The organism is Cellulosimicrobium cellulans (assembly GCF_016907755.1).
Taxonomy (GTDB): domain Bacteria; phylum Actinomycetota; class Actinomycetes; order Actinomycetales; family Cellulomonadaceae; genus Cellulosimicrobium; species Cellulosimicrobium cellulans_D.
The window spans coordinates 4607711-4626243 of sequence record NZ_JAFBCN010000001.1; the positions used below are offsets into that span (position 1 = coordinate 4607711).

Genomic DNA, 18533 nt, shown 5'->3' on the forward strand with positions numbered 1-18533 from the left:
CCCAATGTGCACGTACCATCACACGATGGCTGGTATCGCGCTCACCACCCCCGCCCAGGTCGGCGCAGCGATCCGCAGCGCCCGGAGGCGCGCAGGCCTGACCCAGCAACAGCTGGCCGAGCGCGCCGGAGTCAGCCGCCGATGGTTGATCGCACTCGAGAGCGGGCACTCGGAGCGTGCCGAGCTCGGGAAGGTTCTCGACACGCTCGACACGCTCGGGCTCGACCTCACCGTGACCACGACGCCACGCGCGACGAGCCGTCTCGCGGACCTCCTGGAGGACCTGTGAGCAGCCGACACCTGGCCGTGCTGCTCTACGGGCGGCACGTCGCCGACCTGGAGCAGACCCGGGGCGGACAACACCTGCTGAACTATCGCTCGGACCCGGGGGCGACGCCGATCTCCCTGACGATGCCCCTCGCAGGCGGACCCTTCGCCCAGCGGGTCGTCGATCCGTTCCTCGACGGGCTCCTGCCGGAGCGCCAGGCCGCCCGAGAGGCCATGTCGCGCGAGTTCGACGTGTCTGCCCGCAACCCGTTCGCACTCCTGGCCCACATGGGGCTGGACTGCGCCGGTGCCGTGCAGTTCTGCGCCGAGGACGAGGTAGCGGACGTCCTGGCCCGCCGAGGCACCCTCGTCGCGCTCAGCGACGACGACATCGAGGAGCGGTTGTCCGAGCTGCGGACCAACCCCGGCGCCAGCTGGCTCGCCCCACGCGAGCGATGGTCCTTGGCCGGGGCACAAGCCAAGTTCGCGCTGCGACGCGAAGGAGACGCCTGGTATGAGGCCACCGGCGCCGAGGCGACCACCCACATCGTCAAACCCGGTGTGGACGGCTTCCGCTCCCAGGCGCTCAACGAGCACATCTGTCTGCAGACCGCGCGGCGCGCCGGCCTGCCGGCGGCCCTCTCGCGCTTCGAGCGGTTCCGCGGCGAGACGGCGCTGATCGTCGAGCGCTACGACCGCCGACGTGACGACGCCGGGACCCTCGGGCGATTGCACCAGGAGGACCTCTGTCAGGCCACGGGCACCTACCCGGCGGACAAGTACGAGTCCGACGGGGGCCCCCGGGCGGTGCAGATCGTCGACCTGCTGCGGACCCAGAGCACGCGCCGCTTCCGCCAGTCCAACCTGGACGCGTTCGTCGATGCGCTGGCCTTCAACGTCTTGATCCAGGCGCCCGACGCGCACGCCAAGAACTACTCGGTCCTCCTCGCTGAGAGCGCCGTCAGGCTGGCCCCGCTGTACGACGTCGCCTCCGGTGCACCATACGACTCCGCGGGTCAGACCGGCCTGCGCACCTCGGCGATGGCCGTGGGCGGTCGGCGCGAGTTCGTGCAGATCGGCCTCGACCGATGGAGCCGTTTCGCCCGGGAGGCGGGCCTCGAGCCCGACGCCGTGACCGGCAGGGTCCTCGACCTCGCCGAGCGGCTCCCCGACGCGATGACAGACGCGTTCGTCGCCGAGGCCGAGCGTGGCGAGCCCGAGGTCGGCGAGCTACGGGCTCGGATGCTCGGCCCGATCGCCCGTTCCTGCAAGGTCCTGCGAGGTCAGCGGGCCCGGCAGGGCCGGGCACCCGGTCACGACGCGGGCAGCGACCAGTAGGCGGGGAGCAGCTCCGGCTCGACGAGACGCACCTCGGCGGGCACGGCGTCGTCGGGCGTGAGGAAGTACTGCGTGCTGCGGCTCGAGACGGCGCCCGTGCACACCGGCGCCTCGGGGAACGGCATGCCCGGGAGCGCGGACGCCCCCGCCGTGAACTCGCGCCCGGCGGCGTCGAGCAGCACGACCTCGCACGACGAGTACGTCTCCTCCTCGCTGGCCGGGGCGTCGGGCGCGTCCGACCGCAGCGACACGTCGGCGGCCCAGAGCGTGTAGCCCTCCGGCGCCTCGATGCGGTCCCCGTACCCGTCGTCGAGCCAGTCGACCTCCTCGAGCCCGGCGAGACGCGCCCGGACGTCGCCGACCTGCGCCCAGCCCTCGGCATCGGCCGTGTGCGCGCGGTGCGGCTCCGACGCCCACCAGCCCTGCACGGCGTCCGAACGCCAGGTGAGCGTGCCGAGCGCCGCGAGCGCTCCCGCCAGCACGACCAGCCACCACCGGTTCGCGCGCCACCACCCCACGCTCGATCCCCCGCCAGACCCCCCGCTCATCCTTCCCACCCCCCGGGGACGAGCGCGGGCGACAGCACCTCGACGACCGCGTCCGCCGCCGGGACGTCGAGACGACCGAGGTCGATCTCGGCGACCGCCTGCGGGCGGTCGATGTCCGCGTCGTCGTGCTCCGTGAGCACGCGCAGCACGACGTCCCCGTCGAGCGCCCGCGCCGGTACCTCGACGACGACCGTCCCGGCTTCGGGGACGTCGGGGTCCACGAACGTGCTCATCATCGAGTTGCTCACGCGGTGCGACGCCTCGTGGTCGCGCCCCTCGGCGTCGCGCAGCTCGAGCGCCTCGATCCCCGCCTCCTTCGTGGTGCCGGACACCGCGAGGTCCACGGCGACCCAGACGCCGTCGGTCGTCAGGGTGTCGAACCCGTCCTCGAGCACCGTGCCCGTGCGCACGTCGTCGACGCGGACGCGCAGCGGGCCGGCGGTGACGACCTCGCCCACGTCGCCGCGCGTCGTCGTCGACGTGAGCGTGGGCCACCACGCGTCGACACGCGCCACGGCGGCCCCGACGCCCACGGCGAGGAGGAGCAGGACGACGGTCACGACGACGTCCGCACGTCGCGGGCGCGCGGTCGCGGCGGGGTCACCGGCAGTCGCGGCGGGGTCGCCGGCGGTCGCGGCATCGTCGGCGGACGCCGTGGCGGTCGCCTCGGACGTCGTCGCCCCGGTCGGCTCGGTCACCACGCCTCCTCGTCCTCGGGCGGGTCCACGATCTCCGGCGGGACGGCGCCGGGCGGGACGTCCACGAGCACCACCGTGCCCGTCTCGGCCCACCGGCGTCCGCCGCCGACCGTCATGTCCCGGTAGCGGAACGTCGGGACGATGACGGTGAGCGGCTCGTCCGGGGCGGCGGACGTGGCCCCGCCCTCCGGGACCGTCACCGGCCACAGCAGCGCGACGTCCTCCGGCAGGCCCGGTTGGAGGACGGGGTAGACCGAGGCGTCGCGCACGAGCAGCGTCGGGTCCGGGCGGTCGGGCTCCGCGTCGCCCGCGAGGGCCAGGCCGCCAGGAAGCTCGGCCGGGAGCGTCACGGCGGTGCGGTCCAGACGGCGGGACTCGCGGTCGGTGTCGAGCGCGCCCACGACCACGACGAGCCACGCGTCGGCGCCGGAGTCCTCGAGCGTGGAGACCTGCACGGCGTCCGTCACGGACCACGATCGCACCGTCAGGTCGAACGGTCCGGTCGGGACCGGCTCCCCCGCGGCGGCGTGGGCCGGTCCGGCCTCGGCGGCGACGTGCTGGGCGAACCCGCCGGCCGCCGCCGTCCCGGCCACGAGGCCGAGCACGACCGCCAGCGCGATGCGGCGCGGCCACGTCCCGACGACCGCGCGGAGCAGCGGGACGCTGCGGGCGGCCCTCGGCGCGGTCGACGTCACGGCGCGCATCTTACGGGGCGGACGACGCCCTCGTCAGGCCCCACGGACCAGGAGGGTCGTCACGGGACCCATGACGATCGCGTACATGAACGCGAAGAACAGCGTGTGCAGCAGCACGAACAGGAGGGCGTTGCGCACCGCGCCCCGGGCCCGGAGGTGCGCGACGAGCTTGCGCACGAACTCGACGGGGTGGGCCAGGTCCCAGCTGTTGAAGCGCACGTACCGGCCCAGGTAGATCCCCACCGACACCAGGGCGAGGACGACGAGCACGGCGATCCACGAGGCCGGCCGGTGGAACGGGTCGTCGTCGTTCGGGTACAGCACGATGACGAACAGCGCCTGCGCGAGGAAGACGTTCACGACCGTGTTCATGACGCCCGACATCGCAAGCGTGAGCACGGCGACGATGTCGTACCAGAGCGGGACGTCCTCGCCCTCCTGCCGGTGGCTGTAGTTGAGCTCCGTGACGAGGTACCCGGCGTTGGGCAGGAGCAGCAGCCACACGAGGAAGCCGGCCACGGCGACCGTGAGGATCACCCACGGCGGGGCGCCGCCCGCGATGAGCACGGCGTCCACGAGGACGACCAGACCCAGCACCAGGACCGGCGCGATCGACAGCCCGATGTTGAGCAGCATGGGCCGGTACAGACGCGTGCGGTACAGCGGGGCGCGCAGCACCACGAGGGCGAGCGCGTACACGTTGAGCAGGGCCACGCCCCCGAAGAGCCAGTCGAGCACGCCCCCACGGTACGGGTGGTTCGCCGCGCGGGGCGCGGCGAGCGTCGTTAGCGTGGAGTCGCTCGACGCAACGACCTCCCCGTGCCCGCCGGCGGGCACCTCCCACCAGGAGTCGCCATGGCGCAGCAGGACGCGAGCGGGGCCGCCGCCCCCGCCCCGACGACGACGTCTCCGTCCCCCTCCCCGACCCTCATGCTCGTCCTCGCGACGATCGGGTTCGCCGTGAACTTCTGGGCGTGGGCGCTCATCAGCCCGCTGGGCGCGGCGTACGGGCAGCTCTACCACCTCACCGACGTCCAGGTGTCCGTCCTCGTCGCCGTGCCGGTCGTCGTCGGGTCCCTCGGGCGCATCCCCGTGGGCGCGCTCACCGACCGCTACGGCGCGCGCGTCATGTTCCCCCTGGTCAGCGCGCTGACCATCCTTCCGGTCCTCTTCGTCGGGCTCGTCGCGGACAGCTTCGTCGCGCTGCTCGTCGGCGGCTTCTTCCTCGGCCTCGGCGGGACCGCGTTCGCCGTCGGGGTGCCGTTCGTCAACGCCTGGTACCCGCCCGCCCGCCGCGGCACCGCCGTCGGGATCTTCGGCATGGGCATGGGCGGCACCGCGATCTCCGCGTTCACCACGGTGCGCATCCGCGACGCGTGGGGCGACGCCGCGCCGTTCCTCCTCGTCGCCGCCGTCCTCGCCGTGTTCGCCGTCGTGTCGTGGCTCCTGCTGCGCGTCCCGCCCGGCCGCGCGACCGCCCCCGCCGGGGGGTTCTGGTCCCGCACCTGGGCGACGTTCCGCCTCCCCGCCACCCTCCAGCTCTCCTGGCTGTACGCCGTCGGGTTCGGCGGGTTCGTCGCGTTCTCCGTCTACCTGCCCACGTTCCTCGTCAACGCCTACGACCTCACTGCCTCCGACGCCGCCGCCCGGACCGCCGGGTTCGTGGTCCTCGCGGTCCTCATGCGGCCCGTCGGCGGCGCCCTCTCCGACCGGTTCGGCGGGGTCCCCGTCTCGGTGGTGTGCTTCGCCGTCGTGACGGTGCTCGCCGCGGTCGTCGCGTTCCAGCCGTCGCTCGTGCCGGTGGGGACCGTCGCGTTCCTCGGCCTCGCCGCCGCGCTCGGCGCGTCGTCGGGCGCGACGTTCGCGCTCGTCTCGAAGGTCGCGCCGGTCGAGAAGGTCGGCGCCGTCACCGGCCTCGTCGGCGCGGCGGGCGGCCTCGGCGGCTTCATCCCGCCGCTGCTCATGGGCGTCGTCTACCAGCTCAACGGCACCTACGGCCTCGGCTTCGCGCTCCTCGCCCTGACCGCCCTCGTCACCCTGCTGTTCACCCTGGGCCCCGTCCGTCGCGGCGTCCAGGCCCGCGCCGCCGCCTCGACCTGAGCCGCCGGCCCTGGAAGGAGAACCCCCGGTCGCGCGGGGTAGAACCCTGCTTCCCGCCCAGCCGTCACACGGTGGTCCCGGACCGGCGGGCGACGAGGCGCGGGAGGACGAACCAGAGGCCGACGAGCAGGACGAGCGCGCAGCCGCTCGACCACAGGGCCGCCGCGCGGTTCACGACGACGTCGACGACGAGCAGGACCGTCCCGGTGACGACGAACGCGAGGACGAGCACGCCGACCCGGGCGATGCGGTCGCTCAGGGTGACGAGCGCCGTCTTGCGGTGCTTGCGGAACAGCGCGCGGTGCAGGCTCACGGGCGTGACGAAGAGGCCGGTGGACAGGACGGCGAGCGCCACCAGGGTGAGGTAGACGCCGGTCTGGAACGTGTCGAGGTCGCCGAAGCGCTGCTGGAACGGCAGCGTGAGCAGGAACCCCGTGAGGATCTGCACGCCCATCTGCATGACGCGCAGCTCCTGGAGCAGCTCGGCCCAGTTCCGGTCCGACCGTTCGTCGGCCGACTCGTCACGCCCGTCGCTGACCTGCGGGGTCATGAGTCCTCCCTGTCGTCGCCGCTGGGATAATCTTCCTCCTGCTGGGGTCAGGAATCGGCTCCGTCCTGATCGATCTCCGGGGACCCCCATCGATGGACGCTGCCCTGCCCTCCGACGTCGCGGAACCCGACGACGTCGTCCCTCCGGCTCTCGCCGACCTTCTCGCCGCGCTCGGCCCGGGTGACCCCCAGCCGGTCGGACGCTTCCGCGTCGACGTCGCCACGGACACGTGGTGGTGGTCGGACGAGGTGTACGAGATGCACGGCTTCGCGCCCGGCGAGGTCGTCCCGACGACGGCCCTCGTCCTGTCCCACAAGCACCCCGAGGACCGTGAGCGCGTCGCGAGCGAGCTCGCGCAGGCGGCGCGCACCGGCGAGCCGTTCGGGTCCATGCACCGCATCGTGGACGCGACGGGGCGGACTCGCACGCTCGCCGTCGCCGCGCAGGGTCGCCGCCTCGACGGCGGGGTCACGTGGTCGGCCGTCGTCGGGTACTTCGTCGACCTGACGACCGCGCACCAGGAGGCGGCGCGTCGGGAGGCGACGGCGTCGATCCGCGCGGCGGACGCGTCCCGCTCGGTCATCGAGCAGGCGAAGGGCGTCCTCATGACGACGCTCGCGATCGGGCCGGACGACGCGTTCGAGGTGCTGCGCCGCCGCTCGAACGACGCGAACGTACCGGTGCGCGAGCTCGCCCGGCGGCTCGTCGCGGGTGTCGTCGACGGCGCGGCCACCGGGCACGGAGCCGCGGACGAGGCGACTCGGCGCCGCGTCGACCGGCTCCTCGGCGACGTGGACGACGCCCGGCCCCGGTCACCTCTCGGTTGACCGGGCCGGCCCGTCCGACGCCGGGCCGGGCGCGAACCGTCGGCGCCGGGACGCGAGCGACCCGCCTCAGTCCGTCCCGACCCCGGGGATGCGCCTCGTCTCGACGATCTGGCGCGCGATGTCGACGAGCCGGATGTTCGCGTCCTGGGACACCCGGCTCATCACCGCGAACGCGCGCCCGGCCGTGAGCGAGTAGCGCTCCATGATGATGCCCTGCGCCTGCCCGATGAGGGTGCGCGTCTGGACGGCGGACTGGAGCTGCTCCTCGGTCCGCGCGGCCGAGATCGCGGCCGCCGCGACGGCGGCGAACGTGGACGCGAGGTGGTGGTCGTCGGCTCCGAACGCGTCGGGCGACGTCGAGTACATGTTGAGCGCGCCGTGCGCGTTCTCCGACGTGTAGAGCTGCACGCACAGCATCGACCGGACCCCGAGCTCGCGCGCGACGGTCGGCGCCCACAGCGGCCACCGCGCGTCGGTCTCGATGTCGCCCGACTCGACGAGCGCGTGGTCGTGCACCGCGTCCAGGCAGGGTCCCTCGCGGAGCTCGTACTGGAGCGCGTCGCCGCGCGCGACGAGAGGGTCCGACACGGCGGGGCTCTCGATGCGCCCCCGCGTGACGAGCGAGATGCCCGCGGACTCGCACCCGTCCACCATCGAGACGGCGAGCTCGACGACGCGGTCGAGCGTCTGCTGGAGGGTCGGCTCGTCGGCCAGGGCCCGCGCGGCGTCGGCCACGAGCCCGGCGACGCTCTGCTCGTCGGCGCCGCCCACGATCTCCGGGACGCCGGCGACCGTCTCCGCCTGCGGGGTGGGAACGGTGGCACCGGGGCCCGCGGGCATTCCGACCGTGCCCTGCTCGACGCTCTGCTCGATGCTCGTCATCCCGGCCTCCCTCACGGCTCCCGGCCCCAGCGTAGTTCGCGCACGAGGCGACCGGTATCCGGCGAGGCGGGCCGCGACGCAGTGCGCGGCCCGCCTCGCCGGTCGTGCCGGAGGCCCCGCCCGGGCAGGGAGCCCGGGCGGGTCGGGGGCGGTGGCCGTCTCGCCCGCACAGGGCGTGGCGGCTGGTGTCCCACGGGCACCGTCGCTCTCGCGACGGACCCGCCCCCGGGCGGGCGCGAACGCCCGCCCTCCGACCCTCCCGGGCGGGTCGCGGCCCTCGGCCGATCCGTCCGTGGCCCGCGCGGGGAGGTCTCTTCAGGCCCTAGAACACGGGCTTGCCTCCCGTCACCCCGAGGACGGTGCCGGAGACGTAGCTCGCGTCCGTCGGCGAGGCGAGGAAGACGAACGCCGGCGCGACCTCCGCGGGCTGCCCGGCCCGCCCCAGCGGCGTGTCCTGACCGAACTTCTCGATCTTCTCCTCCGGCTGGGTGGCCGGCTGGAGCGGGGTCCAGATGGGACCCGGCGCGACCGCGTTGACCCGGATGCCCCGCGGCCCGAGCTCGGCGGCGAGGTTCACCGTGAGGTTGTTGATCGCGGCCTTGGTCGACGCGTAGTCGAGCAGCGACGTCGAGGGCTGGTAGGCCTGGATGGACGAGTTGTTGACGATCGCCGACCCCTCCCCCAGGTGCTCGAGCGCCGACTGGGTGATCCAGAGCAGCGCGTAGAGGTTCGTCTTGAGGACGCGGTCGATCTCCTCGGTCGTGACGTCCTCGATCGACTCGCGCCGCGCCATCTGGAACCCGGCGTTGTTGACGAGGACGTCGAGCCCGCCGAGCTCCTCGACGGCGCGCCAGGGCAGGCCGCGGGCGGTCGCCTCGTCGGTCAGGTCGCCGGGCAGGAGCGCGCACGTGCGGCCTGCCTCGCGAACCCAGCGCGCGGTCTCCTCGGCGTCCTCCTGCTCCTCGGGCAGGTAACCGATGGCGACGTCCGCGCCCTCGCGCGCGTAGGCGATCGCGACGGCGCGGCCGATGCCCGAGTCGCCGCCGGTCACGAGCGCGCGCAGGCCCTCGAGCCGCCCGCTCCCCCGGTAGGACTCCTCGCCGTGGTCGGGCGCCGGGTCCATCGGCCTCGTGAGGCCGGGCGGATCCTGCTGCTGGGCCGGGAAGGCGGTCTCGTCCGTCATGTCGTGCCTCCGTACCGTCGAGGTGGGGTCCTTCTGCTCACGAGCGTGCGGGCTCGCGACGTCGGGCGAGCTGGGCGTCGTGCGCGCGGGGCCGGGCAACCGGGCGCACGGCGGCGAGCGCCCCCGCGACCGTCGCCTCGGCCGTCGGGCCCACCCCGCCGGCCTTGCTCAGCGCGCGCATGACCTGCGTAGCGGTCTCCTGGACCGGGACGCCGGCCTCGCCCGCGGCCTCGGCGAGGAGCTGGCCGGCCGCGACGTCGCCGACGCCGTGCACGGCCATGAGCACGCCCTTGACCTGCTCGACCGCGGCCTGGCTGACGAACGCGCGCGTCACGGCGCGCTGCGACTCACGCTCGAGCGCTTCCTTGTGGGTCGGGCTGACGTCGACGACGTACCCGGCGATCTCGACGACGCGGCCCCGGGCGTCCCGGCGCCCCTGCCCCGTCACGACGACGGACCGGGCCTTGCCGTGCCCGTCGACGATGCGGTGGGCGCAGGAGAACGGTCGGCCGGAGCGGATCGCCTCCGTCGCGGCGCGGACGACGCGGGCGCGGTCGTCGGGGTGCTTGCGCGAGCGCAGGGCGTCCAGGCTCGGCTCGACGTCGCCCGGCGTCCAGCCGTGCATGGTGTACACCTCGTCCGACCACCACCAGGACCCGGAGCCCAGCTCGACGCGGTACTGACCCACGAGGAGGTGCGTGCCGACGGCGAGCACCTCGGCGAGGGCTGCGGGTCGTACGGGCGCGGTCTGCTCCGGGCTGGGGGTGGTGGTCGCGGAGATCGAGGCCATGGTTGTCCTCCCAAGTTTCGGGGGGCTGCGGGCCGCTTCATGACTCCGGTCCCCAACCTAGCCCACCCACCGGCGGACGGCACCCGGGCTCGGCTACGGTGCGGGGCATGACCCGCGAGCCGCGCCGGACGATCGCCCAGCACGCCGACGACGCGCTCGCGCTCGTCCGCCCGACGCCGTCGACGGACGTCCCGCTCGAGGACGCGGTCGGGGCGGTCCTCGCCGCCGACGTCGTCTCGACGCTCGACGCGCCCGCGTTCGACGCGTCCGCGATGGACGGGTACGCGGTGCGGTCGGCCGACGTGGCCGGGGCCACGACCGGCTCGCCCGTCGCGCTGCGCGTGGTCGGCGACGTCGCGGCCGGGGCGCCGGGGCTCGACGCCCTCCTCGGGGCCGGCGAGGCGGTCCGGATCATGACCGGGGCACCGGTGCCCCGCGGCGCCGACGTCGTGGTCCCGGTCGAGCGCACGTCGACCGGGCGGTTCACGCCCGGGGCACCGGGAAGCGGCCCCGCGACCGTCGAGGTCCACGACGCGTCGCGCAGCAACGTGCGGGCGCGGGGAGAGGACGTGCGCCGCGGCGACGTGGTCGTCGGGGCGGGGGCCGTGCTGACGGCGCGGCACGTCTCGGTCGCGGCGTCCGCGGGGCACGCGACCGTGCGGGTGCACCGCGCGCCGCGCGTCGCCGTGCTCTCCACGGGGAGCGAGCTCGTCGCGCCGGGGACCGCGCCGGGCCCGGGTCGGATCCCCGACTCCAACTCGGTCCTGCTCGCCGCGTCGGCGCGCGCGGCCGGGGCGCGCGTCGTGCGGCGGGGCGCGGTCGGCGACACGGCCGCCGCGCTCGTCGCGGCCCTCGACGACCTGCTGGGCGCGTTCGACGGCGCCCCGCCCGACCTCCTCGTCAGCACGGGCGGCGTGAGCGCGGGCGCGTTCGACGTCGTGCGCGAGGTCCTGGACCCCGGGACCCGGCGCGGGACGCCCTGGGCGGGCGCGGTCGACGACGCGCGGCTCGTCGCCGTCGGGATGCAGCCCGGCAAGCCGCAGGGCCTCGCGCGGTGGCGCGGCGTCCCGTGGCTGGCGCTGCCCGGCAACCCGGTGAGCGCGTTCGTGTCGTTCGAGCTGTTCGTGCGTCCGGTGCTGGACCGCCTGCGCGGCGTCCCCGGGTCGGGGCGCGCCCTCGTCGCGCGCGTCGCCGCCGAGGGCTGGTCCTCGCCGGCGGGGCGCGAGCAGCTCGTGCTCGTGCGCCACACCGAGCCCGACAGCGCGCACGTCGTCCCGGCAGGCCGGCACCGCGACCGCGGGGCGGACCCCGCGGAGGCGCGGGGGTCCGGCTCGCACCGCGTGAGCGCGCTCGCGCACGCCGACGCGCTCGCCGTCGTCGGCGCCGACATCACGTCGGTCGAGCCCGGCGACGCCGTCCGGGTCCTGCTCCTGGACTGACCGCCGGGGTCACTTCTGCGCGGGCGGCGGGTGGCCCTCCGACGCCTGCACGACGACGATCCCCTGCCCCGTGAGCGCGAGCTGGTACGCCTCCCCGGACCCGCGACCGATCGCGGCGGCGAGCTTCGCCGTCTTGCGGATCGACGACTGCAGCGACGTGGACCACAGGACGGCGGCCTGCATGTCGACGTATGTCGGGACGTCGACGTCGAGCACGACGGGCGTGCCGAAGGCCGTCACGGCGAGCGCGCCGGTGCCGGTGAACGTCGTGTTGAACAGGCCGCCGCTGAGCATCGAGGCGCCCTCGACGCGGTTGATGTCCCAGGTCAGCGAGCTCTCGAACGCCAGCACGTTCGCGCCGTTGACCGTCACGCCCTCGTCCTCCAGGTGGAGCACGAACACCTGGTCCGCCTCCTGCGCGAGGAAGACGTCGCCGGTCCCGGACACCTTCATGAGCGACATGCCCTCGCCCGTGAAGGCCTTCTTGAACATCTTGCCGAGGCCGCCGCTGCCCTCGTACGCGAAGTCGACGTCGCCCTGGTAGGCGACCATCGAGCCCTGCTTGGCGAAGAAGAACCCGCCCGTGCCGCGGAGGTCCACCTTGAGCATGCGGTCGTTCTGGAGCTGGAAGGAGCCGGGCTCGACGGAGCGCTCGGCATGGTCGAGGAGTGAGCTGCGCATGCACCGATCCTCGCGGGTGGAGGCGACCGTCGCACGCGAAGGTCCTCCGGCCCGTCCGCGCGGCGGGTCGCGCGTGCGAGAGTGGCGCCATGAGCGCCACGCACGACTTCACGCACCTGGACGAGCGCGGGCACGCGCGCATGGTCGACGTCACCGCCAAGCAACCCACCGTCCGCTCCGCGACGGCGACCGGCGTCGTGCGGTGCTCGCCGGAGATCGTCGCGGCGCTGCGCGACGGCACCATCCCCAAGGGCGACGTGCTCGCCGTCGCGCGCATCGCGGGCATCGCGGGCGCCAAGCGGACCGCCGAGCTGCTGCCGCTCGCGCACGTCATCGGGGTGCACGGCGCGGTCGTCGACCTCGTCGTGGGCGACCACGGCGTCGACGTCACCGCGACCGTGCGCACCGCCGACCGCACGGGCGTCGAGATGGAGGCGCTGACCGCCGTGGCGGTCGCGGGGCTCGCGGTCGTCGACATGGTCAAGGGCCTCGACAAGTCCGTCGAGCTCACGGACGTGCGCCTCGTCGCCAAGACCGGGGGCAAGTCCGGCGACTGGCACCGCGAGCCGTGACGGAGACCCGCCCGGCGTTCGTCTTCGACGCCGTCGTGCTGGCCGGGGGCCGTGCCGAGCGCCTCGGGACGCCCAAGCCGGGCGTCGTCGTCGGGGGCCGACCGCTGCTGGAGCACGCGCTCGCGGCGACCGCCGGCGCGGGGCGGACGGTCGTCGTCGGGCCGGACGAGCTCGCCGACCCCGGCCGCTACTCCCTGACGCGCGAGGACCCGCCGTTCGGCGGTCCCGTCGCCGGCATCGCAGCCGGGCTGGGCGCTCTGCCCGGGCCCGACGACGGCGGCGCGCCCTGGGTGCTCGTCCTCGCGTGCGACGTCCCCCGGGCCGCGGAGGCGGTGCCCGCGCTGCTCGCCGCCGCGCGCCACCGGACCCACGAGGTGGCCGTGCACGGCGTGCGCGACGGGCGCGACCAGTGGCTCGTGGGGCTCTACGAGCGCGCGGCGCTCCAGGGCGCGCTCGGCGCTCTGCCCGCGGTGCACGGCGCGTCGGTGCGCCGCCTGGTCGCCGGGCTGCCCGCGCTCGCCGTCCCCGACGAGGACGGCGCCACCGACGACGTCGACACGTGGGAGGATGCCCGCGAGCAGGACCGCCGCCTGGGCGCGGGTGCGGCACCGGAGCCCGACGACACCCCGGACGACAGCAGGAGGCCACGATGACGAACCTCGAGCGCTGGGTCGACGCGCTGGCGAGCGACCTCGACCTCGACCCCCAGGTGGTCGACATCGGCGCGATCCTCGACCTCGCGCGCGACGCCGCGCACGGCATCGAGCGTCCCGCCGCACCCCTCACGACGTTCGTCGCGGGCTACGTCGCCGGCCTCGCCGCGCACGACGGGTCGGGCCGCACCGTGCAGGACGTCCTCGACCGCGCCGGCGCGCTCGCGCTCGCGTGGACACCGGAGCCCGAGCTGCCCGGCACCGCGGCACAGGCCGAGACGCAGGACTGAGAGATGGCGACCGTCCGCTACTTCGCCGGGGCGCGCGAGGCCGCCGGCACCGAGACGGAGAGCGTCGACGCGACGACGGTCGGCGAGCTGCACGCCGCGCTCGTCGCGCGGCACGCCGCCCTGGCGGACGTGCTCCCCCGCTGCTCGCTCCTCGTGGGCGGCGTGCGCGCGTCGAGCGACGACACCCCGGTCGGCGCGGACCAGACGGTCGACGTGCTGCCGCCCTTCGCGGGGGGCTGACGCCCGCTCGTCAGTGGTCGCCGCCGTCGAGCTGCGCGAGCACGTGCGGCAGGAGCGGTTCGAGGACCACCCATCCGTCCCGCACGCCGCCCGTCGAGCCGGGCAGGTTCACGACGAGCACCCGGCCCTGCGGTCCTGACGCGATCCCCGCGAGGCCCCGCGACAGCACGGCCGCCGGGACGTGCGCGGCGCCGCGCCGGCGCAGCTCCTCGGCTATCCCGGGAACCTCCTGCTCCACGATCTCGCGCGTCCCCTCGGGCGTGAGGTCGCGCGGGCCGACGCCGGTCCCTCCGGTCGTGAGCACGACGCGCACTCCCCCGGCCACGGCGCGGGCGACGGCGTCGCGCACGGAGGCGACGCCGTCGGGCACGAGGTCCGTCACGACCGCCCACCCCGCGGCCCCGAGGAACCCCGCGAGGAGCGGGCCCGAGCGGTCCTCCGCCGCGCCGCGCGCGCAGCGGTCGGACACGGTGACGACGGCGACGGTCGCGTCCGCGGCCCGTCCGGTGGGTGCGCTCATGGCGCCACGGTAGCGACCCGCGTGGCCGGGTCGGGCGCGGCGTCGGACGGGGCGTCGGACGGGGGCGCGCTCGGCGCGCGCGATCCGCCCGTTCTGGGCATAGTGGCTGTGGACCGACCCCCGCCGTCCCTGCTCGCCCCAGGAGGCCCGCATGTCGTACGTGTCCGTGCCGTCAGCGTCGCCGGTGCGCGGACCCTCGCGGCCGCTCCGTGCCCGGCCCTCCACGGCCACCGGCGGCAGGAGCGCGGCATGACGACGACGTCGGACGGTCCCGTCGAGGACGCGCTGCTGCGGCTCGGCAAGCACCTGCGGCGCGGGAAGGTGTCGGACGACCTGCGGCAGGTGTTCCTGACCGGCGGGCGCCAGGGCGACGTGTTCTACCGCGACCGCTGGTCGCACGACAAGGTCGTGCGCTCCACCCACGGCGTGAACTGCACCGGGTCCTGCTCCTGGAAGGTCTACGTCAAGGACGGCATCATCACCTGGGAGACCCAGCAGACCGACTACCCCTCCGTCGGCCCCGACTCCCCCGAGTACGAACCCCGCGGCTGCCCCCGCGGCGCCGCGTTCTCCTGGTACACCTACTCCCCCACCCGCGTGCGCTACCCCTACGTCCGCGGCACCCTCCTGGACGTCTACCGCGCCGCCCGCGCCGCCACCGGCGACCCCGTGCTGGCCTGGGAGCGACTCACCACCGACCCCGAGAGCGCGCGGCGCTACAAGTCCGCCCGCGGCAAGGGCGGGCTCGTGCGCGCGTCGTGGGACGAAGCCGCCGAGATCGTCGCCGCCGCCCACGTGCACACCATCAAGACCTACGGACCCGACCGCGTCGCCGGGTTCTCCCCCATCCCTGCGATGTCGATGGTGTCCCACGGCGTCGGCGCGCGCTTCGTGCAGATGCTCGGCGGCACCATGCTCTCGTTCTACGACTGGTACGCCGACCTCCCGGTCGCCTCCCCGCAGGTGTTCGGCGACCAGACCGACGTCCCCGAGTCCGCCGACTGGTGGAACTCCACCTACTGCATCATGTGGGGCTCCAACGTCCCGGTCACCCGCACCCCCGACGCCCACTTCATGACCGAGGCCCGCTACCGCGGCCAGAAGGTGATCGTCGTCTCCCCCGACTACGCCGACAACACCAAGTTCGCCGACGAGTGGCTCGCCCCGCACCCGGGGACGGACGGCGCCCTCGCCCAGGCCATGGGCCACGTCATCCTCACCGAGCACTACGCGCGGCGCCGGACGCCGCAGTTCGCCGAGTACGCGGCGCGCTTCACCGACCTCCCGAACCTCGTCGTCCTCGACGAGCACGGCGACGGGTACGGGAACCCCGACGACCGGCCGGTCGCCACGTTCGTCCCGGGGAAGTTCCTCACCGCGGCGGACCTGCCCGACGGCGTCGGGCGCCCCGGCGACGACGACGCCGCCTCCTCGAACGCCCGCTTCAAGACCGTCGTGCTCGACGCCGACGGCACGCCGCGCGTCCCGAACGGCAGCCTCGGCCACCGCTACGGCGAGGCCGACGCGGGCCGCTGGAACCTCGACCTCGGCGACATCGATCCCCTGCTCTCCGTCGCGGACCCGCACGGCGTCTTCTGGGGCGCCCCGCAGACCGCCCCCACCCGCGACACCGTCCCCGAGCGCCCGCCGTCGGCCGACCAGAGCTCTACCTCGGCGGACCAAGGCTCTACCTCGGCGGACCAGGGGTCCTCGGCGAGAGGCGAGACGGCTGCAGAGGCAGTGGGGGCCACCTACGAGACGGTCGCGGTCGCGCTGCCGCGGTTCGACCTCGACCCGGCGCCCGGTGACGAGGCGGGCGCGCACCTGGGCGGCGCGGGCGTCGTCGTGCGCGGGGTCCCGGCCCGGCGGGTCGGCGGTCGGCTCGTCACGACGGTGCTGGACCTGCTGCTCGCGCAGTACGGGGTGAACCGCCCGGAGCTGGGGCTACCCGGCGAGTGGCCCGCGGGCTACGACGACGACGCGTCGCCCGCGACGCCCGCGTGGCAGGAGCGGTTCACCGGGGTGCCCGCCGCGGCGGCCGAGCGGATCGGGCGCGAGTTCGCGCAGAACGCGCTGGACTCGGGCGGTCGCTCGATGATCATCATGGGCGCGGGGACCAACCACTGGTTCCACTCCGACACCATCTACCGGGCGATGCTCGCGCTGACGACGCTCACCGGCTGCCAGGGTGTGAACGGCGGCGGGTGGGCGCACTACGTGGGGCAGGAGAAGTGCCGCCCGGTGACCGGGTGGGCGCAGTACGCGGGCGGCCTGGACTGGTCGCGCCCGCCGCGGCAGATGATCGGCACGGCGTTCTGGTACCTCGCGACGGACCAGTGGCGGTACGACGGGCTGCCCGCCGACGCGCTCGCGTCACCGCTCGCGCAGGGCCAGTTCTCGGGTCGCACGACGGCGGACACGCTCGTCGAGTCGGCGCAGCGCGGCTGGATGCCGAGCTTCCCGACGTTCGACCGCAACCCCCTCGACCTCGTGGACGAGGCGCGCGCGGCGGGCAAGGAACCCGCACAGCACGTGGTCGACGAGCTCACGGCCGGGACCCTGCGGTTCGCGTGCGAGGACCCGGACGACCCGGCGAACTTCCCGCGCGTCGTGACGGTGTGGCGCGCGAACATCCTCGGGTCGTCGGGCAAGGGCAACGAGTACTTCCTCAAGCACCTGCTGGGGACCGACGCCGCGGTCAACGCGGCGGAGTCGAGCCCCGAGCGCCGCCCGCGGTCGATGACCTGGCGGGACGAGGCCCCGCAGGGCAAGCTCGACCTGCTCGTCACGCTCGACTTCCGCATGACGTCGACGACGCTGTTCTCGGACGTCGTGCTGCCGGCGGCGACGTGGTACGAGAAGCACGACCTGTCCTCCACGGACATGCACCCGTTCGTGCACTCGTTCAACCCCGCGATCAGCCCGCCGTGGCAGACGCGCACCGACTTCGACATCTTCCACACGATCGCGGGGAAGGTGTCCGAGCTCGCGGTGACGCACCTCGGGGTCCGGGAGGACCTCGTCGCCGCGCCGCTCGCGCACGACACCCCGGACGAGATGGCGGTCCCGCACGGCGCGCTCACCGACTCGGGGCTCCCGGTGACGGAGCGCGAGCTCGTGCCCGGCGTGACGATGCCCAAGCTCGTGGTGGTCGAGCGGGACTACCCGGCGTTCGCCGCCCGGATGGCGTCGCTCGGTCCGCTCACGGAGAAGGCGGGCATGGTCACCAAGGGCGTGCACTTCTCGCCCGCGCCCGAGGTCGCCGACCTCGGCCGCCGCAACGGCCTCGTCCAGGACGGCCCGACGGCGGGGCGCCCGCGCCTGGACCGGGACACGCACGCGTGCGAGATGATCCTCGCGCTGTCGGGGACGACGAACGGGCGGCTCGCGGTGCAGGGGTTCGAGCACGTCGAGCAGCGCACGGGCACGCGCCTCGCCGACCTCGCCCTGGACGAGCAGGGCAAGCGCGTGACCTTCCCGGACGTGCAGTCGCGCCCGACGCCGGTCATCACCTCTCCCGAGTGGTCCGGCTCGGAGCACGGCGGCCGCCGGTACTCGGCGTTCGTCGTCAACGTGGAGCGGCTCAAGCCGTGGCACACCCTGACCGGGCGCCAGCACCTCTACCTCGACCACGACTGGATGATCGAGCTCGGCGAGCACATGCCGATCTTCCGGCCACCGCTCGACATGCACCGCCTGTTCGGCGACTCCCCGGTGGTGGGCGACACGTCGCCGTCGGGCTACCCCGCGTCGGGCGGTCATGCCGAGGTCGCGGTGCGGTACCTGACGCCGCACAACAAGTGGTCGATCCACTCCGAGTACCAGGACAACCTCTTCATGCTGTCCCTGTCCCGGGGCGGCCCGAACGTCTGGATGTCTCCCGCCGACGCCGCCAAGATCGGGGTCGCGGACAACGAGTGGATCGAGGCGTACAACCGCAACGGCGTGGTCGTGGCGAGGGCGGTGGTGAGCCACCGGATGCCGGAGGGCACCGTCTACATGCACCACGCGACCGACCGCACGATCGACGTCCCGCTCGCCGAGACGTCCGGGCTGCGCGGCGGCATCCACAACTCGCTCACGCGCATCCTCCTCAAGCCGACGCACCTCGCGGGCGGCTACGCCCAGCTCTCCTACGCGTTCAACTACCTGGGGCCCACGGGGAACCAGCGCGACGAGATGACCGTCATCCGCCGACGCAGCCAGGAGGTGCGGTACTCGTGACGCTCGTGACACTCGTGACCCGGACCGGAACAGCGC

General features: G+C 74.5%; 20 protein-coding genes. 10 read left to right on the forward strand and 10 right to left on the reverse strand.

The genetic code is table 11. The features are described from left to right. Positions 1-25: 25 nt before the first annotated feature. Together JOE63_RS19920 and JOE63_RS19925 are read left to right on the forward strand one after the other, a co-directional pair. Complete coding sequence (locus JOE63_RS19920) at positions 26-289, forward strand: helix-turn-helix domain-containing protein (protein ID WP_087472572.1); 264 nt, start codon at positions 26-28, stop codon at positions 287-289. Next, entirely contained in the window at positions 286-1605 is a 1320-nt protein-coding gene (locus JOE63_RS19925) for a type II toxin-antitoxin system HipA family toxin (RefSeq protein ID WP_204543174.1), read from the forward strand. The genes JOE63_RS19920 and JOE63_RS19925 overlap by 4 nt, the downstream gene beginning before the upstream one ends. Here JOE63_RS19925 and JOE63_RS19930 read toward each other — a convergent pair. From JOE63_RS19930 to JOE63_RS19945, 4 genes are read right to left on the reverse strand one after another with little or no spacing between them, the layout of a single operon-like run. Next, the gene (locus JOE63_RS19930) at positions 1581-2153 is read right to left on the reverse strand and encodes a hypothetical protein (RefSeq protein ID WP_204543176.1); all 573 of its coding nucleotides are present in this window, start codon (positions 2151-2153) and stop codon (positions 1581-1583) included. The genes JOE63_RS19925 and JOE63_RS19930 overlap by 25 nt on opposite strands. Beyond that, positions 2150-2851 carry a hypothetical protein gene (locus JOE63_RS19935; RefSeq protein ID WP_204543177.1) on the reverse strand — a complete coding sequence of 234 codons (702 nt, stop codon included), beginning with the start codon at positions 2849-2851 and terminating at the stop codon, positions 2150-2152. The genes JOE63_RS19930 and JOE63_RS19935 overlap by 4 nt, the downstream gene beginning before the upstream one ends. Continuing rightward, complete coding sequence (locus tag JOE63_RS19940; RefSeq protein ID WP_204543178.1) at positions 2848-3546, reverse strand: hypothetical protein; 699 nt, start codon at positions 3544-3546, stop codon at positions 2848-2850. Before JOE63_RS19940 ends, JOE63_RS19935 begins: the two co-directional genes overlap by 4 nt. A 33-nt stretch (positions 3547-3579) precedes the next feature. Next, positions 3580-4284 carry a DUF1361 domain-containing protein gene (locus JOE63_RS19945; RefSeq protein ID WP_157759483.1) on the reverse strand — a complete coding sequence of 235 codons (705 nt, stop codon included), beginning with the start codon at positions 4282-4284 and terminating at the stop codon, positions 3580-3582. A gap of 117 nt (positions 4285-4401) precedes the next feature. On the opposite strand from JOE63_RS19945, the gene JOE63_RS19950 reads away from it, so the two are divergent. After that, a complete protein-coding gene (locus JOE63_RS19950) occupies positions 4402-5646 on the forward strand; it encodes an MFS transporter (RefSeq protein WP_239576779.1) in 1245 nt (414 codons plus the stop codon). 64 nt (positions 5647-5710) lie between these two features. Here JOE63_RS19950 and JOE63_RS19955 read toward each other — a convergent pair whose 3' ends face one another. Beyond that, complete coding sequence (locus JOE63_RS19955) at positions 5711-6196, reverse strand: DUF6328 family protein (RefSeq protein ID WP_204543179.1); 486 nt, start codon at positions 6194-6196, stop codon at positions 5711-5713. 92 nt (positions 6197-6288) lie between these two features. On the opposite strand from JOE63_RS19955, the gene JOE63_RS19960 reads away from it, so the two are divergent. Beyond that, complete coding sequence (locus tag JOE63_RS19960; RefSeq protein WP_204543180.1) at positions 6289-7023, forward strand: PAS and ANTAR domain-containing protein; 735 nt, start codon at positions 6289-6291, stop codon at positions 7021-7023. Positions 7024-7089: 66 nt separating this feature from the next. Here the strand turns inward: JOE63_RS19960 and JOE63_RS19965 are convergent, their stop codons facing one another. From JOE63_RS19965 to JOE63_RS19975, 3 genes are all read right to left on the reverse strand, one after another. After that, positions 7090-7905 carry a GAF and ANTAR domain-containing protein gene (locus tag JOE63_RS19965; protein ID WP_239576781.1) on the reverse strand — a complete coding sequence of 272 codons (816 nt, stop codon included), beginning with the start codon at positions 7903-7905 and terminating at the stop codon, positions 7090-7092. 322 nt (positions 7906-8227) lie between these two features. After that, entirely contained in the window at positions 8228-9088 is an 861-nt protein-coding gene (locus JOE63_RS19970; protein WP_204543181.1) for an SDR family oxidoreductase, read from the reverse strand. 37 nt (positions 9089-9125) lie between these two features. After that, positions 9126-9878 (reverse strand): PAS and ANTAR domain-containing protein, encoded by a 753-nt coding sequence (locus tag JOE63_RS19975; RefSeq protein ID WP_204543183.1) that lies wholly within the window; start codon positions 9876-9878, stop codon positions 9126-9128. A gap of 107 nt (positions 9879-9985) precedes the next feature. On the opposite strand from JOE63_RS19975, the gene JOE63_RS19980 reads away from it, so the two are divergent. Then, positions 9986-11317: a molybdopterin molybdotransferase MoeA gene (locus JOE63_RS19980; protein WP_204543185.1), complete on the forward strand. Its 1332-nt coding sequence runs from the start codon at positions 9986-9988 to the stop codon at positions 11315-11317. 9 nt (positions 11318-11326) lie between these two features. Here the strand turns inward: JOE63_RS19980 and JOE63_RS19985 are convergent, their stop codons facing one another. Continuing rightward, positions 11327-11998 carry an AIM24 family protein gene (locus JOE63_RS19985; protein ID WP_204543187.1) on the reverse strand — a complete coding sequence of 224 codons (672 nt, stop codon included), beginning with the start codon at positions 11996-11998 and terminating at the stop codon, positions 11327-11329. 89 nt (positions 11999-12087) lie between these two features. Here JOE63_RS19985 and moaC point away from each other — a divergent pair, with 89 nt between their 5' ends. Genes moaC through JOE63_RS20005 form a run of 4 tightly spaced genes read left to right on the forward strand, consistent with a single transcriptional unit; the run spans position 12088 to position 13753 of the window. Continuing rightward, the gene (gene moaC, locus JOE63_RS19990; protein ID WP_204543189.1) at positions 12088-12570 is read left to right on the forward strand and encodes a cyclic pyranopterin monophosphate synthase MoaC; all 483 of its coding nucleotides are present in this window, start codon (positions 12088-12090) and stop codon (positions 12568-12570) included. Beyond that, entirely contained in the window at positions 12567-13223 is a 657-nt protein-coding gene (gene mobA / locus JOE63_RS19995; RefSeq protein WP_307840258.1) for a molybdenum cofactor guanylyltransferase, read from the forward strand. Before moaC ends, mobA begins: the two co-directional genes overlap by 4 nt. Continuing rightward, on the forward strand, positions 13220-13513 hold the full coding sequence (locus tag JOE63_RS20000) for a DUF6457 domain-containing protein (protein WP_204543191.1): 294 nt from the start codon (positions 13220-13222) through the stop codon (positions 13511-13513). Before mobA ends, JOE63_RS20000 begins: the two co-directional genes overlap by 4 nt. A 3-nt stretch (positions 13514-13516) precedes the next feature. Further along, a complete protein-coding gene (locus tag JOE63_RS20005; protein ID WP_204543193.1) occupies positions 13517-13753 on the forward strand; it encodes a MoaD/ThiS family protein in 237 nt (78 codons plus the stop codon). Positions 13754-13763: 10 nt separating this feature from the next. Here the strand turns inward: JOE63_RS20005 and JOE63_RS20010 are convergent, their stop codons facing one another. Further along, on the reverse strand, positions 13764-14273 hold the full coding sequence (locus tag JOE63_RS20010; RefSeq protein WP_204543195.1) for a MogA/MoaB family molybdenum cofactor biosynthesis protein: 510 nt from the start codon (positions 14271-14273) through the stop codon (positions 13764-13766). 249 nt (positions 14274-14522) lie between these two features. Between JOE63_RS20010 and JOE63_RS20015 the strand changes: the two genes are divergently transcribed. Then, positions 14523-18497 carry a nitrate reductase subunit alpha gene (locus JOE63_RS20015; protein WP_239576783.1) on the forward strand — a complete coding sequence of 1325 codons (3975 nt, stop codon included), beginning with the start codon at positions 14523-14525 and terminating at the stop codon, positions 18495-18497. Positions 18498-18533 lie beyond the last annotated feature (36 nt).

Excerpts from the sequence above, each read along its gene's own strand:
- JOE63_RS19920 (WP_087472572.1), top strand. The coding sequence starts at position 26 with ATGGCTGGTATCGCGCTCACCACCCCCGCCCAGGTCGGCGCAGCGATC.
- JOE63_RS19930 (WP_204543176.1), bottom strand. The coding sequence starts at position 2,153 with ATGAGCGGGGGGTCTGGCGGGGGATCGAGCGTGGGGTGGTGGCGCGCG.
- JOE63_RS19950 (WP_239576779.1), top strand. The coding sequence starts at position 4,402 with ATGGCGCAGCAGGACGCGAGCGGGGCCGCCGCCCCCGCCCCGACGACG.
- JOE63_RS19955 (WP_204543179.1), bottom strand. The coding sequence starts at position 6,196 with ATGACCCCGCAGGTCAGCGACGGGCGTGACGAGTCGGCCGACGAACGG.
- JOE63_RS19960 (WP_204543180.1), top strand. The coding sequence starts at position 6,289 with ATGGACGCTGCCCTGCCCTCCGACGTCGCGGAACCCGACGACGTCGTC.
- JOE63_RS19965 (WP_239576781.1), bottom strand. The coding sequence starts at position 7,905 with ATGACGAGCATCGAGCAGAGCGTCGAGCAGGGCACGGTCGGAATGCCC.
- JOE63_RS19970 (WP_204543181.1), bottom strand. The coding sequence starts at position 9,088 with ATGACGGACGAGACCGCCTTCCCGGCCCAGCAGCAGGATCCGCCCGGC.
- JOE63_RS19975 (WP_204543183.1), bottom strand. The coding sequence starts at position 9,878 with ATGGCCTCGATCTCCGCGACCACCACCCCCAGCCCGGAGCAGACCGCG.
- JOE63_RS19980 (WP_204543185.1), top strand. The coding sequence starts at position 9,986 with ATGACCCGCGAGCCGCGCCGGACGATCGCCCAGCACGCCGACGACGCG.
- JOE63_RS19985 (WP_204543187.1), bottom strand. The coding sequence starts at position 11,998 with ATGCGCAGCTCACTCCTCGACCATGCCGAGCGCTCCGTCGAGCCCGGC.
- moaC (WP_204543189.1), top strand. The coding sequence starts at position 12,088 with ATGAGCGCCACGCACGACTTCACGCACCTGGACGAGCGCGGGCACGCG.
- JOE63_RS20000 (WP_204543191.1), top strand. The coding sequence starts at position 13,220 with ATGACGAACCTCGAGCGCTGGGTCGACGCGCTGGCGAGCGACCTCGAC.
- JOE63_RS20005 (WP_204543193.1), top strand. The coding sequence starts at position 13,517 with ATGGCGACCGTCCGCTACTTCGCCGGGGCGCGCGAGGCCGCCGGCACC.
- JOE63_RS20010 (WP_204543195.1), bottom strand. The coding sequence starts at position 14,273 with ATGAGCGCACCCACCGGACGGGCCGCGGACGCGACCGTCGCCGTCGTC.
- JOE63_RS20015 (WP_239576783.1), top strand. The coding sequence starts at position 14,523 with ATGACGACGACGTCGGACGGTCCCGTCGAGGACGCGCTGCTGCGGCTC.